The organism is Mesorhizobium sp. WSM4807, from assembly GCF_055811615.1.
The window spans coordinates 215,066-230,768 of sequence record NZ_JBVVQY010000008.1 but is presented as its reverse complement, the minus strand read 5'-3'; the positions used below and the strand labels follow the sequence as shown (position 1 = coordinate 230,768).

15 protein-coding genes and 3 pseudogenes are annotated in these 15,703 nt (G+C 57.8%); 6 read left to right on the top strand and 12 right to left on the bottom strand.

What is annotated here, in order from left to right:
- Positions 1 to 1,132: 1,132 nt before the first annotated feature.
- Genes AC0L3N_RS13505 through AC0L3N_RS13495 form a run of 3 tightly spaced genes read right to left on the bottom strand, consistent with a single transcriptional unit; the run spans position 1,133 to position 3,185 of the window.
- Positions 1,133 to 2,503: a HesA/MoeB/ThiF family protein gene (locus tag AC0L3N_RS13505; protein ID WP_473548030.1), complete on the bottom strand. Its 1,371-nt coding sequence runs from the start codon at positions 2,501 to 2,503 to the stop codon at positions 1,133 to 1,135.
- The gene (locus AC0L3N_RS13500) at positions 2,500 to 2,886 is read right to left on the bottom strand and encodes a hypothetical protein (RefSeq protein ID WP_473548029.1); all 387 of its coding nucleotides are present in this window, start codon (positions 2,884 to 2,886) and stop codon (positions 2,500 to 2,502) included. The genes AC0L3N_RS13505 and AC0L3N_RS13500 overlap by 4 nt, the downstream gene beginning before the upstream one ends.
- An 11-nt stretch (positions 2,887 to 2,897) precedes the next feature.
- Complete coding sequence (locus tag AC0L3N_RS13495) at positions 2,898 to 3,185, bottom strand: multiubiquitin domain-containing protein (RefSeq protein WP_473548028.1); 288 nt, start codon at positions 3,183 to 3,185, stop codon at positions 2,898 to 2,900.
- 104 nt (positions 3,186 to 3,289) lie between these two features.
- Here AC0L3N_RS13495 and AC0L3N_RS13490 point away from each other — a divergent pair, with 104 nt between their 5' ends.
- Positions 3,290 to 3,643: a helix-turn-helix domain-containing protein gene (locus tag AC0L3N_RS13490; RefSeq protein ID WP_473548027.1), complete on the top strand. Its 354-nt coding sequence runs from the start codon at positions 3,290 to 3,292 to the stop codon at positions 3,641 to 3,643.
- On the opposite strand, the gene AC0L3N_RS13485 is transcribed toward AC0L3N_RS13490, so the two are convergent.
- The 7 genes and pseudogenes from AC0L3N_RS13485 to AC0L3N_RS13455 all read right to left on the bottom strand — a co-directional run bounded on the left by AC0L3N_RS13485 (position 3,640) and on the right by AC0L3N_RS13455 (position 10,926).
- Entirely contained in the window at positions 3,640 to 3,846 is a 207-nt protein-coding gene (locus AC0L3N_RS13485) for a hypothetical protein (protein WP_473548026.1), read from the bottom strand. The genes AC0L3N_RS13490 and AC0L3N_RS13485 overlap by 4 nt on opposite strands.
- Before the next feature lie 30 nt (positions 3,847 to 3,876).
- Positions 3,877 to 5,361 carry a hypothetical protein gene (locus tag AC0L3N_RS13480; RefSeq protein WP_473548025.1) on the bottom strand — a complete coding sequence of 495 codons (1,485 nt, stop codon included), beginning with the start codon at positions 5,359 to 5,361 and terminating at the stop codon, positions 3,877 to 3,879.
- Positions 5,362 to 5,620: 259 nt separating this feature from the next.
- Positions 5,621 to 6,779: pseudogene (locus AC0L3N_RS13475) on the bottom strand (IS110 family RNA-guided transposase).
- A 285-nt stretch (positions 6,780 to 7,064) separates the two neighbouring features.
- A complete protein-coding gene (locus AC0L3N_RS13470; protein WP_473548024.1) occupies positions 7,065 to 7,598 on the bottom strand; it encodes a hypothetical protein in 534 nt (177 codons plus the stop codon).
- 253 nt (positions 7,599 to 7,851) lie between these two features.
- Positions 7,852 to 8,109, bottom strand: a complete 258-nt coding sequence (locus AC0L3N_RS13465) for a DUF433 domain-containing protein (protein WP_473548023.1) — start codon at positions 8,107 to 8,109, stop codon at positions 7,852 to 7,854.
- A gap of 646 nt (positions 8,110 to 8,755) precedes the next feature.
- Entirely contained in the window at positions 8,756 to 9,562 is an 807-nt protein-coding gene (locus tag AC0L3N_RS13460) for an IclR family transcriptional regulator (protein WP_473548022.1), read from the bottom strand.
- Between the two features lie 227 nt (positions 9,563 to 9,789).
- A complete protein-coding gene (locus AC0L3N_RS13455) occupies positions 9,790 to 10,926 on the bottom strand; it encodes a hypothetical protein (RefSeq protein ID WP_473548020.1) in 1,137 nt (378 codons plus the stop codon).
- 312 nt (positions 10,927 to 11,238) lie between these two features.
- Here AC0L3N_RS13455 and alr point away from each other — a divergent pair, with 312 nt between their 5' ends.
- Positions 11,239 to 12,378 carry an alanine racemase gene (alr, locus tag AC0L3N_RS13450; RefSeq protein WP_473548018.1) on the top strand — a complete coding sequence of 380 codons (1,140 nt, stop codon included), beginning with the start codon at positions 11,239 to 11,241 and terminating at the stop codon, positions 12,376 to 12,378.
- On the opposite strand, the gene AC0L3N_RS13445 is transcribed toward alr, so the two are convergent.
- Positions 12,359 to 12,634, bottom strand: coding sequence for a hypothetical protein (locus AC0L3N_RS13445; protein ID WP_473548016.1), 276 nt, complete (start codon positions 12,632 to 12,634; stop codon positions 12,359 to 12,361). The two genes, alr and AC0L3N_RS13445, sit on opposite strands and share 20 nt — an antisense overlap.
- A gap of 146 nt (positions 12,635 to 12,780) precedes the next feature.
- Here AC0L3N_RS13445 and AC0L3N_RS13440 point away from each other — a divergent pair, with 146 nt between their 5' ends.
- The 3 genes from AC0L3N_RS13440 (at position 12,781) to AC0L3N_RS13430 (ending at position 14,967) form a co-directional block, all read left to right on the top strand.
- Positions 12,781 to 13,194: a hypothetical protein gene (locus AC0L3N_RS13440; protein WP_473548014.1), complete on the top strand. Its 414-nt coding sequence runs from the start codon at positions 12,781 to 12,783 to the stop codon at positions 13,192 to 13,194.
- Positions 13,195 to 13,240: 46 nt separating this feature from the next.
- A complete protein-coding gene (locus AC0L3N_RS13435; RefSeq protein ID WP_473548012.1) occupies positions 13,241 to 14,113 on the top strand; it encodes a TIGR01459 family HAD-type hydrolase in 873 nt (290 codons plus the stop codon).
- 713 nt (positions 14,114 to 14,826) lie between these two features.
- Positions 14,827 to 14,967 (top strand): hypothetical protein, encoded by a 141-nt coding sequence (locus AC0L3N_RS13430; RefSeq protein ID WP_473548011.1) that lies wholly within the window; start codon positions 14,827 to 14,829, stop codon positions 14,965 to 14,967.
- A gap of 138 nt (positions 14,968 to 15,105) precedes the next feature.
- Here AC0L3N_RS13430 and AC0L3N_RS13425 read toward each other — a convergent pair.
- Positions 15,106 to 15,258, bottom strand: a pseudogene (locus AC0L3N_RS13425) (IS630 family transposase); the annotation flags it as partial.
- Between the two features lie 80 nt (positions 15,259 to 15,338).
- Here AC0L3N_RS13425 and AC0L3N_RS13420 point away from each other — a divergent pair.
- Positions 15,339 to 15,589: pseudogene (locus AC0L3N_RS13420) on the top strand (hypothetical protein); the annotation flags it as partial.
- Positions 15,590 to 15,703 lie beyond the last annotated feature (114 nt).

Sequence of the window (15,703 nt, the reverse complement as noted above, 5' to 3'; positions counted from 1 at the left end):
GGAAAGCTCGCAACTGCCGACCACTCAGTTCGCGATCGAGCCAATGCCGCATCACGAGGTGTTACCACGCCCAACGATCTCGCGCTCGCTGGCAACGAACTTGCGGATTGCCGCAACGCCGTTGTCGAACAGCTTCCGGCGGGTCGGGGCTCATCAGCGCGAATTCGGTCGCGATGAGTTCGCCCGTCTCGATGTCTATCGGATAGACGTCATCTTGAGCGACTGCTGAATGTGGGTCGCAGAGGCCCTGTCTTGATCCAAGGCCATACCAAGGCCTTCTACGCCTCTCAGCAGGGTCGGACTCATTTGAAGGCAGTGCTGGTCCATCAGGTTCATGCGGCGTTGCCGGTCGAGCCGCGCCCTTTGTCGATCTCAGGATCTCGCACAAGACCATCCAGACATCGGCAAATATACCAGGATACAATGAGTCATTGATGCGCAATATTGAGAACGCCGTACATGCTTGAATTTCCGGTCTGATCGGCTGTCACGGGTGCGGGGGTGTCCGTCATCGCTGACGACGTATGGGACGCGGACACTGGTGCCCTGGTCTCAACGCTCGCCGCCTTCGCCGGCGAACCTGCCTGTCCAGCAAGACCGTCCGCTGGGCCAGCGAGCGCGAGTGGCGCCTGTTCAAAGTGGATCAGGGCGAGGCGCGCCACGACGATCTTAGGACCGCAGCAAAGATTTTCCTCGGCTCGCGGGTGAGCGGGGCCGACGAGCGATTGGTGCGCGACGCGGCCGACAGTCTCAACGTTAGCGTGGCCAAAATGGAGATCGACGCGCACTCAATCGCCTTCAAGTCGCTGCCTATGAGAAGGAGTCGTAGCTCTGTTTAGTAAACTCGCTGACGAGGTCTATTTCAGTTATCGAGCTGTCGCAGCTTGAGCTGTTTCGTGTCTCTGTTAAGCATGATAGAGGCGAGGTTGTTTGAACTTCAAGGCGCTATCCCGATTAGATAACGGGGATGCGGGCGTGCACCCCAGGTTCAGCGTCCTCGCCTGATCTCTTCCGAAGGAAGCCAAGCGCGGTCCTTAGTAGAGAATCGCGGCATGCTGGGGGACATAGTCGTTGTGGCCAGGCTTCAAGCTCCCGCGCGTGCACGTTGGGCTTGAGCCGTAAAAAAATAGTGCTAGCCCCCGATGCCAGGCAGTCCCATCGCGTCACCCCTTCCGTATCGTCCCTCACGGCCACACTCTCCGCAATCCACGTCTCGTCGCGGTACAACGTAGGGAGACATTCCCGTCAGAAAGTGAAAGTGCTGGAAATCACCGATCGTCGGTCCAGGCTTGAGGCCGAGATAGTAGAATAGAAAGTCGTTGACCGCGTGCGCGGCAGAAACGGCGTTGAGCGTGATAACACTGGGGTTAGGCTCGGAAATGCCGTAGGCCTGATCACGTCGCTGTTGATCAGTCTTGGCCTCAAGCGCCAATTGCGTGGGATCGATCAACTGGTTGCACCACAGGCACCCAGTGCCCGGCCGCACATGGCGCACGGCCGCCATTGCCTCCGCCAGCCGTGCATCCTTACCGGGCCGAACCTTTGCACCCAATTGCACCCCAGGAATGCCGTATTGATGCACAAGGGCATTAAAAACCAGTCGCGCGCGCATCGAGTCAGCAGCAAGGAAGACGTAGTCGCAGTCCCGTAGCCGCAGCGAAACGGCGTGCTTGGCAAGGTCATCCGGGATCGCCTCAATACTAAGGTCGCCGCGCGATTCGCGCAGGTGACGGGCGGCAATCTGGGTCTTGAGCGCTGGCTCCTGCAGGTCAGCCACTGCCGCGCCAACCACCCGTGAAATGTTGGAGTATTCAATCACGTCTGGATCGACCAGCACCAGTTCTCCAACCCCTAACCGGCTAAGATATTCGGCAACAAGTGATCCAATCCCGCCAAGGCCGATGACTGCCACTTTGCTGCGCTTTAGCAAGGCCTGTCCGCTTGCGCCAAACATGCGAACCTGCCGATCAAAGGCCTTGTCGACTGAGTGTGTATCCAGTGGCCGGGGGTAAAGCCGTTCAAGCGTACCACCGATAACCCGACATTCGCCTAAGGAACGGCGTTCGCCAACCGGCAACCAGATGTCGGCCTCGACCGAGCGGTGCCCAAATACCAGCGCCCCGACCGGCACACCCTTGCCAATGTCGAGCAGTGCCGGATAGCCGCGCTCGTGCGAGGCGACGTCTACATCGCTGAAGCTCACGCAGTTATCGGAGTGGTGATTGTGCACAGCAAGGTAGGCGAGGCCTTGGTCGCGGCAGGCGGTGATCTGGCGATGGATAAAGGTGGGATGAAGTGCCCGATATCCAATCGTGCCGGCGACGTAGTCGGTGCCAAACTGGGCTAAGGCGACATGCTGCACGACAAAACGCAGCCTGTCGCCCGTCCGCACCACTCCGGCGCGCAACACAGCGCCATGTTCGTCGCCGTCGCCTGGAAACAGATGGGCGCGGAGCTGATCATAGTCCTCACGGCTTATGGTCAGATCACAAGTCGACTTCATGGCAGCCTCGCTAGAAAATCGAGCACTTTTAGGAATTTGGCTACGGCCGGCTGAGGATAGGTCTGGGCGTGATTATTGCGGCGTGATATCTGGATAGCGGTCCGACCAGCAAAGTTCGCGCCGTGCGTGACCGGAGCCTCGAACGGCGTGCCGTCCGCTCGCACGACCGCTGGATCTATGAAGACTGGGTAAATGTCAGCATAAGGATAGAGCGCTGGAATTTGCGCGCCGAGCCAAGCATGCCGCGGGACGTAGCGCTCCCCGAGATCCACATTGGACAAAAACACATATGCACCACCTTGCCCATCATCGATTGCCTCGACAACCGATGATGGAAAGGCCTTTCGCAACTGTTCCACTGCCCTCGCCACTTCCTGGTTCATGGTCGTGCGCCTTACGAGTTGTCGTCCGGCGCGATTGCGGTAAAGCTCATGTGTTTGTGCAGCTTCACCACGTCGGCATCGCCAACGATCATGCTTGAGCCGTTGGGCAATTCGCGCTGCAGCACGAAATTGAGCTGGATGGCGACACCCTTATCCACCGCTGCCTGCTTGATCTCGATGCCTGTCGCATCCTTATCCGACATTGTGATTTCCCGCCCGTTTACCTCGATTTCGATGGTCTTAAAGGGCTTTGCCTCCTGGGGGTGCGCAGAAGCCCCGGGCCGATCCTGTTCCGCCATAGTCATTCTCCTTTGACAATCGATTGCGAATGAGCAATCATCTTATTGCATTTGCAAATTAGGAATGCAATTGCTAAATCGCAAATGTTTGGAGAAAATTGCGGATGGACAAGGATCGGTTCGATTTTGAGTCATTTTATCGGGCGCTGACGGCTACGGTCGCTGCTCGGAAAACGAACTGGAAAGATGTCAGCATGCGCACAGGAGTGTCACAGTCGACGCTGTCCCGGATGGCCTCAGGGCGGCAACCTGACGCCGCCAGTCTGACGGCTCTGTCGGCCTGGTCAGGACTTGATCCAGTCGATTTCATGGGGACAAAGAGGCCGACACCAGAGCCACTGGCCATGGTTGGAAAGCTGCTCCGGGAAGATCCCCAGCTCGATGCCAGTGGAGCTGAAGCACTGGAGGCTATCATTAGTGCCGCTTACGCTCGCTTCCGCCGGGACAAAGCCAGTTAGTTGGCAGGCTCCTTGCGGGACGTGCCTTGCGTCGCAGTAGGAGAGTATCGCAACTCGGCTGCCAGCAGTTCGCGTTCCTGCACTGCTTCGACGATCTCAGGGATCACCTGTTCGTTCATTTCCGTGATATAGTCTTCGACGAGTTCTGGTTTGACGGCCTTGGCGCCCTGCTTGAGCAAATAGTCTTTCAATCGGTCCTTCATCGCTGCTTCGCCTCCAAGCTCGGTAGCATTCTAGACATGTGGTCTGACCGGGCGGAGATTTAGCTCCATCCGCCCCAAAGGGCTGCTGCCTGGCCGCGCGAGTTCGATAAGGCTCGCTTCGCTAGCCGCTGAACTGCGATCAAAAAAGATCGCCTTGTCGTGACCATGCACCATCCACATAGGAACTGCATCTCTTGGGCTGGCTGTCGCGTCCAAAATCGAGCGAGCGGCAATATGCCCCGCCGCCCACTGAGCAGCGGATGCATATTCCACTACCCATACATATTGCGCCGTGCGTAACTGCATGATGGCAGCCACCAGCTGATCGCCCAACTGCGACTGATTGTCCCTCGCGTAAGACCTGAGGTCCGATATCGTCGTCACGAAATAGCGCAGGACAAGTTCGTCTTGCACGGGCATTGGAAAAATTGGGGCCAGCAATTTCGACGCGGCGACCGCCTGTCGCGCAACCGCATCGGCAGGATAGAAGATCTTGTCTGGCAGCGAGACGGTGAAACTGTCGAAGTTGTCTGTGGTGTACCCTATCGAAGGATCGGCGGCGTTGCTGACTGTAATCACCTGGTAGGGCAGTTGATTGTCGTCAACAACGACAATCGAGGCGACCTGATTCCAGGCGTGTCTGTTGAGCAGGGGCGCCGCCAACGGTGGGGTGCGCCAAGCGTGACCTACCGCAGCGACGGCGTGCTGTTGCCCATTCATCGCGATGAACAGGGGAAAGCCGGATTCCAAATACGCCAGCATCTGCGTATAGAACTCGGCTTCATTCGAAACAGATTTGCGGACCGTCAGTGGGTAGCCTCCGGCCGCCTGGAAGATGCGCTCGGCTTGGGGAACGTTGAGTCCCAAGGCCGGTGTTAGCCCACCCGGGTCGAAGACGCTCGCCATCTTTGTGACTTCATGGATAAGGATCTCGCGGTGTTGCGGGAAGACCCGGCTATAGTGCCGAAGGATGGCCCAGCAGGACACATGCGCGCAGACTGAAATATCGGTGTGCTGCGCCATTGACGGGAAGCCCCAGACCGTCAGGGCGTGGCCGAGCAAGCTCACATTGTGTCTTGCTTGAATCACCATGCCGCTGGCACCCATCCGAACGTCCGGCGACAGGATCGACCGGCCTATCGTGCCGATGATAGTCGGTCGAAGAACCAGATAGCCAAAATAGTGATCACCTATTGTGCCTTCCGTGCTGTACAAGTCTAGCTTGTCGGCTGCGAAAGAAACGGTTTCATCGAACAAATGCAGCCGAACGCAGTCGTCGCGGTATCGCCGTCCCTTCTTCGTGTAGAAGTGGTAAAAGGTACTGCGATAATCTTTGTCGACATAGTCTCGCTCGATGAGTATGCCCTTTACCGCCGGCGATATTGACCCCTTTAGCTTTGAGGATGCTTCCTTAGGACCGAATTCAGGTTCAAGCAGGACTTCTAGGCAATCATAGTCCGCGTCGCTACCGATCGGCAGCCACTCATAAGTGGGAGCGATGAGCGTCGATGTCATTGCATTGCGTCTCGCAAGTTACGATGGCGTTCATTGGCTGCCAACTATTCAAAATTAACTATTTCGGTTTGAGACGTCTCGTCAACAGCGAAACGCCCCACACTTCTTTCCAACCCAACGAAAGAGAGACTGATTAGTCCAGCTCACGTCTAGCTTACGGCCATTTTCAGGGCCATGCATATTCCCGGTTCGTCCCACCTGGATCCGACAGGACTGATCGGGTCCCCGAAGATTTGCAGAATTCAGTTCGGCTAACGCATCAGGCGGTCTTCATGACTGCACCTTCGATGACGACGCCGGCGCTGACGTACTTCCACAGCGCGACGAGCAGCTTGCGAGCGAGCGCCACAATCGTCGCCTTCTTGAGGCGGCCGCCGTTGTGTTTGACCCGGTCCGGGAACCACAAGGTGAGCGCCGATCGCGGTTGATGGCGATGCCAGAGCCAAGCCGTCTGGATTAGCGTCGTCGCACCCTTGGATTGCCGGCTTTCGATATCCCCTAGTCGTGATCGACCGAGCCGCTCTGCCAGGGTCACGGCGCGAGGCCCGCATAGGCGGCGACCTGTCGCCGGTTGTCGAAGTGACGCGACAGTCGCTCCGACCACAGGACAGCGGCAAACTCCGGCCCGATGCCCTTCAGGTCGAGGCAGCATCGCCGGTGCCGGCAGACAACCTGCGTGGCCGCGAGCATGGCATCGCGCTCGGTCTCGACCGCCTTGATCTGCTCGAGCAGCAGTTCGAGCCAGTCGAGTTCCCGGCCGACCTGCGCCTGCAGATGGGCCGGCAAGGGCCGGCCGTCGCCGTCTTGAGCACCTCCAATCTCTTCCGCCGGTCGCGGCGCAGCGGCTCGTAGCCGGATACGCCTTGGGCGAACAGCAGGCCCTTGACGCGATTGACGTGTCGCACGCGCTCGTTCGTCAAGGCCTTGCGCTCACGCGAGATGCGCCGACGGTCCTCTTCTTCGGGCGCCCGCACCCGGAGCATCGCACACACCCGCGGCTCGCCTCGCTAGTAGGCCAGCAACGCGCGGGACCAGCGCCTCACCGTCGATCTTGTCGGTCTTGGCCCGGCGCCGCCGGCGCGAGGTTGCAATCAATGCCGGATCGACAACGTGGCTTTCGATTCCTTCGGCCTGCAGCACGCGATGGATCCAGAAGCCGTCGAGCCCGGCCTCCTGGATTGCGATGATCGGAAAGCGTCGTCCGGTGCGCGCCTGTGCCTTCCTGTGTTGAGCTCGGCAAAGCGCGCCAGCATGTCGGCGCCGGCCGCCACCATATGTTTCGACATCTTCTCCCCGCCGCCTGGCGACAGCGAGGTGATCAGCCATTTCGAGCGGCTCAATTCCAATGAGACGAAAATTGCGCCAAGATCGGTGCGAATAGCGGTCGGCGCTTTCGGTCGGTGAGCTGCAACGGGCATGCTTGTATCCAAGGGGTAAGGTGATTGTGTTTAAGCAACCGCACCTTACCACAGCGCAGGTCGCTATCCACCCTCCTCATAGGATCTACCTTTACGTGAAAGACGCGGAAGGTCAGTTCTTTCAGCGGACATCTTTCATCGGACTGGCCTTTCGTGTCGAAGCCGGGCAAGCAATGTCAGCCGATTAGCCGTGCGATGCTGTCGACTCTCAGAATGCGAGAAAAAGGGCTTGCGGTACAGGGTCGGGTACTCACGAGGTGAGTTGAGCAGAAATTCCGCAGTAGATCAACGATGCGGGTACCCAGTACGGCCAGTCCCCATCTGTGTACCGATAAGGCGCTCGATGTGACCGCCGAAGCGCAGCTCGCCCGGCGGTCGCCATTCGATCGCAATGCCGACATCCTGGCATCCTCTCTTGAAGGCTCGGCTGCGGAAGTCAGGACCGTTGTCGACATGCAGCGTATCCGGCAGGCCAGCAACGGGCCATGGTTTTGTGATCTGCGTTCTCTCAGCCATGCCGATTTGTCGAAGACAGAATGCAGCAGGCAAACGCTGGTCGAAAGCCGGGACGTTGCTTCCATCGTAAGGTAGAACCCAGTCACCATCCGGCTGGACACGTCCATCGCCAGTGTCAGCCACGGTCGACCGACCGGCTGCCGAGTTTGCTCGTCGACGACAAAGAGTATGGTCGATCTCGACCACCTCCAGGGGACGGGAGACCTCAAACGATCTAGGAACGGCCGTTGTCGCCTTCACGATCCTCTGTTTGCCGCGTCGCTTTGCGCATTTCTGGAGGTCGATGTCCTCAAAGCGAGCCACTATCGTCCGCCTATGCGGCGACTTCAGCCCAGCCGACATGCGGACCAGCTGCGAGACCGTCGGCCGGTTGCGATTCAGGTAGGATGCGTTGATCGTCGTCCGGACGATTTACTCTCGTTCATAGTCCAGGACACGATGACCCTCCGGCCGTCCGCGCTGACGATCCACCAGCGACAGGACGGTCCCTCCGCCGCGGAACAGCGTGATTAGACGGCAGGCTGCGACACGAGGCGGGGTCGTGACCGCTGAAACATTACGCGAGGCCTATGGTGTGAGGTTCAGCGTCATGACATCGATGAAGAATCTCACGCAGCCGATCCCCGGCGGCGCTGCACGGGGCGGCCGACCTGCGGTTAGTTTGCGCATAAAGCACGGCCGCCTCGAAAGCCCGACACGGAATATCGGGATAGTCCTCCAGGAGCGTCTGGATCGTGTCGCCGGAGGTGAGGCGACCATGGATCGCGCTGACGGTGAGCCGCGGACCCTTTATTACCGGACGCCCGCCTTGCACACCTTCGGCAGTCTCAATGAAGGCATCGCGGTCGGGCGGCGGTGGGTGTCGCAGTAAGGGGTTGTGTCGAGACAGGTAACGCAGTTGGCTTCGATGGAGAAGGTCGGACCGATCTCGCTCGCGTGCCAGGCGCTTGATAGGCTTGCCAACAACGCGGCCAGGTTCGGCGGTTCGAATGCGGTCTGTGGCGGGGTTTCGCCGTCAGCTAGGGGGCGCCAGATAAGCCTGCACAGCTCGTATCTCCTCGCGGATCGAGGTCAGTGGCGATCTCGCGCAGCTGATCTTGGCCGCAACGGTTGACGAGCTAGTCGCAATAGGTTCGCGCTCGAGTGCGCCGGACGCACCGCGCGCCTTGCCGCAAGTATGAAGCGCGACGCTGTTGTCGCTGCCCTCGAACGCGGTGGCAAGGCCGCGATCGTACGGGCCTAGATGCCAGTGGCGTACCATGGTCGACGACGATGAATGCCTCGTGCCGATCGGCAAGTTCGACCAAGCTCTCGATAGGCGCGCCAGCGCGTGATCGCATCCTCAATAGCAGGGACGCGGTTGTTCGCGGCCAGCATGAAAGAACGGACTTGCCAAGGCTTGTCGCTCATGCTGCGACCGGCAAGCTTCGGCTGTGTGAATGCTATCGCACCATTCATTGCTACTGCTCCTTGGGGCGGGCAGAAACCACAATTTGCTGAATGGTTTGAATCTCGCGCCTCATCCACCTCAGGAGCTTCGGAATCCGCTCTTGTGGCATCTGTGCAGTTGTCGCCTTGATAGCCAAGGCCCCAACGACATCCCTGCCAGGCGGTCGGATCGGCAACGCTAGTGATGAAATTCCAGTTACGAGATGGCCCTGATCTAGTGCATATCCTAGCTTCCGGATGCCCGGTAGTTGGTGCCGGATCTCCTCTGCACTTAGGCCGTTGAAAGCGTGGTAGAGGTGAGCGTCGGCGCTTATGATTCCATTGGCTTCTTCAGGCAGCAGAAAAGCCAGAATTGCAAGGGTTGCTGAACCGACCCCCAGCGGCACCTTACACGTGTGACGGGCCACGCTGTCAATGGGGTAGGTTCCCTCTTGCCTGTCTAAGCACACACTATGGAAGCCGCTTCGCGCCACCAGAGAGACAGAATTCCCCGTTTTGGCTGCCAGCCGTAATAGCGCGGGGCGGCAGCAACGACGTAAGGTCGTGCTTTCAACGGCCTTGACACCGAGCGTGTATAATAACAAACCCAAGCGGTAACGCCTCGTTGAGGAATCCCTCTCAAGTAGTGAATGCCGCTCCAGCGCGCTAACGATCCGATGCGTTGTTGACATGGTGAGACCGAAAGTTTTCGCCATTTCGTGCACGCGCGCTCCTTCGTCCCCCATCTCGGCAAGATAGTTTAGAAGGGCCACTGAGCGGTCGAGAAGCTGTGCGCCTTTTACTTCTTCTGGTTCAATCTTGTTGATTTGCTTTCTCATGATGGCACCCTCAAGGTTGTAAAACGGGTCGACTGCCAGGGTACTTCGTGGAGAAAAGGTGTTCCAAGTTCTGCCGGAGGCCGGCTGTCTTTTGCAATCAGGCGAGACGCTTGCGGTGGCAGACAACTTATCGAGGGCTGGGAGGTTGAGAGGGCTCAGATGGAACAAACAGCTGTACATTGGCAGGCCAGGGCGCGATTATTGTAGTCGGGCGGCGCGAGTGGCGCCTATGATTGAAGGCGGTCGCAATATTCGGCGTATTTGGCTGCCAACTCATCTGCGCGGTTTTCGCACTCATCCAGCGCCATTGCTTCGCAATCATAGCCGAGCAGCTCACGCAGGATTCCTGCCGATTCTCTCGTGAAGCGCACGGTACCGTCGCTTTCGATCGCCTCGATCCCATCGTACTTCTGGCATTGCGAATTGATCTCCACGGCATTGTCCAGGGACAAGCCTTCAGGCAGTTCGATCGAAATACCAGTTGGAGCAATCCTAACGGGATAGCCCCCCATGAGACCTAGTGGTCCCGGCGCGTGAACAACGCGTTCCAAGTGATCGGCAAACGCACGTAGAATCGCTATCGCTGACGAAGCGGTGACGGATTGGCCTGCAAGACCTTTCACTCGGCGAAAACGTCCGGCCACGTTCGCGAAGATTTCATTGTGCCCCAGTTCCTGTGGATTAACTTCCTGGCCGTTCCGATATATGGTCAGGTGATAGGGCGCTCCGTCCGTGGAGCCGGTGCTCGGCATACGATAACTCACATAATGTTGGGCAAAAAACTGCACGTCCACCGCGTTCAGTTCGCAACCCAGAAGATGTGCTGCTGCCAACCTGATGCCCGGGACGGCATTTGCGATGTTGCCGATCCCAATTGTCGGCGAGAGACCCTCGGCCGCAAGCGCGGCATTCGTCACGTCAGGGTAGGACGCGTTTACAACAATGCTCTCCACACCAGCTTGCCGCACAGCCCTCATGAGGCGTCGTACGAGCACTAGATGCATAGGCGTCCATACGCCCCCGCGTGCTCGATCGAGCTGCTGATGGGCATCGGTCGGCAATTGCGTTATCCGCCACCAAGAATGCAAAGTCGTGGCATTAAAAATTATATCAGGACGAAGGGCCGCTAGACGCTCTGCTGTCGCCTCTGTGTTCATCAAATCCAGCGGAACTATCTTAATGGCCGGAGAGAGCCCGAGGTTGACGGCGGTGTACGCTGAGAGGTTGACCCTCAAGGAGGCCCGCTGCAGATCTCGTGCTCCAACGTGCAGATCGTAGGGTCTGCCACTTTGGCAGAGAAAGTCGAGAACGGCCCCACCAAGTACGCCATGCCCAACAATCAGAATCTTTACCTGGCCATTCACTGCAGATCTCCGCCTTCTTTGCCGAAGAACGTCTTAAAGTGGGATTTGCAAGGATGAAAGAGGAGTTCTGTGAATTTTATGTTGCACGTGTGAAACAATCGTGCATGTAACTTTACATTACATTATACTCTCTCTAATGGACTTTTGGCGATTTCGTTGTTCTTATATGGATATGATTAATTAAGCTGATACTTGCTGGCGTGTGGCGGGAGGTGTGGAGTGCGACCGAGCTTTTCGATGTAACTGTGTACATGTCGCCCGACGAATTTGCGGTGCTTCGAAGTGCGTGCCGAGGACGGTGGAGAGCAAGACATGTTGACCTCGGTACGACCTGCCGATGTTGTGCTCGAAATCGATCTCAGCGCAATTCAGGCGAACTTTCAGACTATATCGGCCCTCGTTGGGCCACAGGTAAGGGTAGCCGCTGTCGTTAAAAGCGACGCCTACGGGCTTGGGTTGGTTAAGGTTGCAGGCGCGCTCATTGACGCCGGATGTGATCTGCTCTTCGTCGGCAATCTGCACGAAGCGCTGCTTCTGAGGTCTTCCCACACGGGCGCGGCAGTGGCGGTTTTGTGCGATGAGGTTGCGAGGTACGGCGAACACTATCGATCGAACGGCCTTATACCAGTTGTGAACAATTGTGCCGAACTGGATGCCATTAGCGGCGCACGGGAGCCGCAAACATACTTCCTCAACGTGGAAACTGGGCTCTCTCGGCTTGGCCTCGCTTTCGATGACGTACGGCGCATATATCTTGGTGGTATCTTCAAGCGGCGTCCGCCTTCGGTCGTACTCAGCCACCTCGCATGCAGCGAACGCCCTGGGGACGCAATGAATTTGCTACAAAGGAACCGCTTTCGGGCGACGTCAGATCTGCTCAAACCGACACTTCTCAGTCTCGCGGCCTCCGCCGGTGTGTGGCTAGGGGAGCGCTATCACTTCGATATGGTGCGGGTGGGCTCGGCACTTTACGGACTTAACAATGCCGGCATCCGGCCAAATCCTTTAAAGCCCGTTGTCAGCATCAAGGCAAAAACACTCGAGGTGCGCAATGTACCAAGGGGTGAGGCAGTTGGCTACGGTGCAACTTTTCGAACGGGCCGAGCCAGCCGCATAGCGATCGTCGGGATCGGCTACAAGCATGCCCTTCCATGGGCCTGCGCCAACAAGATATCCGTCCGGTTTGCTGGATATTCTGCTCCATTAGTCGGAAGGGTGTCCATGGAATGCATAACAATCGATGTAACGGATGTTCCTGAAACGCTTTGTGGTCCGGGTACGGATGTGGAACTGCTGGGTGACGATTTCACCGTCGATGACCTTGCCGCGACCGCTGGAATTCATCCACAAGAACTGCTCACGCGGCTTGGTGTCGGTTGCGCGAGGCGGTATCTGAATAGTTATTCTGCATCTGCGGGATCCCGGGGCAGTTTTACCAATGCGGGGCCATGACCACGATCCGCGCGCCATCCGTGGCTAGAGTGAAGAGGCCCGACTGTATTGCTTCAACATAGTTAAAGTAAGGGGCTTTTTTTGCCACGATCTCTGCAGTCGCGTGGAGCACCGCCGGGCTGTTCGTCAGGGTTCTGCCTCTTGACGCTTTGCGGCGGCGTTCCTGGCAATTCATCTCTTTGTAGATGGGCCAAGACATAGCCTTCGCCCAACAAGGCGAGGGGTGATTGTTGCAGCCCTCGATGTCAATGGCCATGCTAGCGTTCATCCACACGTGTCAGTTAACCTCGATCGCCAACGTAGCAGCCCTCTATGGGACGACACCGGTCTTCACTGCTATCCTGGGGTGGGCTTTGGTTAGGAGAGAAAAATCGTCCTGCGACCCTGTTGGCAATAGCAACGATGGCCGCAGGTACCTGCGTGCTCGTGCGGGAAACAGGTCTAGACTCCGAATTTATCGGCAACGCTCTCGCCGTCGCCATGACCTTCATTCCAACCTTTTCGTCTCGCTGCTCAGCTTGTGCTTTGCTGCGCCTGTATCATCAAGGCTGGGACATCTGGTATATCTTGCGCTTTTTGGCCTGCCGCAAGTGGGATTGGCTTGTGTTTTATTCGGCTGGCGCTCGTCGCGTTCCAGCTTCGCAAGCCGCCTTGATTGGAGCGCTAAAAACGTCGCGCTCCATTTTAGTGTGGCTCGCATTCGACGAGACACATTCCCTGTCTACCCTGGTTGGGGTGAGATCATTACGGCATCAAAATTTGAAGACGTTCTACCAATGGCCGGATTCACGGCGCGCCCCTAACGCTGATGTATGACTGTCTTAGGAGTTGCAGGCAGGCGTGAAAAAAGGAGCTAAAATCAGTGAAAAGTTCGCAATCGCCAATCATAATCGAAGGCATCGCGGGGATCATAGAAAAATATCGTGCCGTTGTTCTGGATGTATGGGGCGTCTTGCACGACGGGAGAGTTGCCTTTCCTCATGCGATAACTGCGCTGAAGGGTTTGCGAAACAAGCGGCTCGAAATTTGCCTCCTGTCGAACTCCCCCCGTCGTGCCAACCAAGTTGCGGAATACCTAGAGTCGATAGGAATAGATCCATCTCAGTATAACTATATCGTCACATCCGGAGAGCTGGTTTACAAGGCGCTAGAAAATGTGTCAGACGACTGGCATAGAGCACTAGCTGCTCGCTACTTCCATTTCGGACCACCTGAGCTGGCAGGTTTGCTCCGGGGGTTAGACCGATTCGAGGTTTCCTCAGCTCGGGACGCCGACTTTATTTTGACCACCGGGGGGAGCAGCCAGTCGCCAGATGAAGTTGCGGCATTGTTGAAGGAATGTGCTTTGCGCAAACTTCCAATGGTCTGCGCGAATCCCGATCTGGTCGTTTTAGTTGGCGATCAACTTGTTGCTTGTGCCGGAGCGCTAGCCGAGCAGTACGAAGCGCTGGGAGGCCACGTTTTCTACCATGGAAAGCCGTATTCATCGGCTTACCAACTCGCCCTCGACCTCCTCGGCTACGAAAGACATGAAGTGCTCGCAGTCGGTGATTCGCTGCGGACCGACGTCGCGGGTGGTCGAAACGAGGGCATGGACGTGCTCTTTATCGCCAGCGGCATACATAAGGACGCTGCTGATCACTTCAAAGCAGGCAAATTCCCCAGTGCGCTCCAAGAGTTCTTTGCGGGAGAGCCAGTCGTTCCCACGTTCGCTGCTTCCCTCTTTAGGTGGTAGGAGAGAAAAGGTGACGGGTACAACCACCCTTGGCAAGTTAGCCTGAAAAATCCACGGTGGTTGGTTGGCGGATGTGGCGCGCCGATCCGAACTATTTCCCGGAGACAGGATTGAAGGTCTGTGCAAACTCGTTCGGCGTTTGCCATCCGATCTGCGAATGAGGCCGCACGCTGTTGTACAACTCGGCGACGGAACACCCACGGAACCACCCCCGGAGCGCGGGCTTCTCTATCCATGGCATCCTTGGGCGGGTCGCCAGGTCCATATTCATGAAGTGATCGACGAGAACAAAGCAGAGTTTTCCGCTGCGGTCTTTCTGGCCGGGTATCGGATCGCTGGCCGGAGGTTCCCGGGTGGATGTTCGATCGGAGCCTCAGCGCTAGCTGGCGCATTATGACTGCTCCGCACGTCTACCTTGCCCGCGCTGGGCATCCTGGCGAAACTGCTCCACGACACGGGGGGCCATCGCAATCGCCGGAGATGGGCGCAGCATTGGGCTGTCACGCGAATCGGGAGATGTCCATGCCGCGCCAGCCCACGACCTACCAGTCCGATCTGCTCTCGAAGCCGAACGACGCCGACACGGTGCAGACGCCGTAATGGCAGGCGCTGCCGGCCGAGGCGCGCCGATCAGTGACGAAGCTTATGGTCAGCCTGATGCTCGGACACGTCGACGGCGAGGATTCCGCAAAACGGGAGGGCGCGAACGATGCATGAACAATTGGGCCCCGCATCATCTGGAGGGCAAAGCGATCCTCTATGTGCGGCAGTTGTCAGCACATCAGGTCCTGCACAATCGCAAGAGCAGCATGCTTCAATATGCGATGCGCGACCGCCTGACGGTCCTTGGCTAGCCTCGCGTAGAGACGATCGATACGATCTCAGCCGTTCCGCGGCCGCCGGCGTGGTACGCGCCGGCTTCAATCGGAATGGTCGCCGAGATCTGTCTCGGCAAGGTCGGAGCGGTTCCGGCACGGGAGGTGTCGCGGCATACGAGGCGTCCGCTCGCCGATCTTCGCCCGTGCGATCCACCGGATCGTACTCGATATGCCGACGCCGAACCCGCGCCGCTGCCTGCCGGGCCGACATGCGTCCGAAGCCTTGAAGACCCGCGATCGAAGATCGTCGCTCAGTGCTCTTCCCATCATCCACCTCATCAAAGTGGATGTTGAATCACCCGCCAAGCCCCACGTCACTTGATCGCGGGACGTGCTCTAGGCGATTGGTGCTGTTGCGAAAACGGGAGCGAATGATGCAAGGCTCCCGATCACCAGGAAGCACTGCAACGCTTCGTTCCGATCTTCTCGGCTCCTCGCAATTCATCATCCCGCCCCGCTCAAAACGCTCCGCTCTCTCGCTGCACATATTTACCGCCTGCAGGTTATGGCGGAATGGAAAGGCTGTGGCTGTGTTCGGCCAAGATCAGTGCTAAATATCATTATATGCAAAAAAACACTTGAAGATCCCATAATATGAGAGTACGCATCGATGCACTGCCGAGGTGAGGCGTGCGTCGGCGCCGTGGGCGGCCGGGGTGGCATTAAGCTCGAGAAGCAGGTTCTAATCACTGAGAATGATGGAGAGAACCTA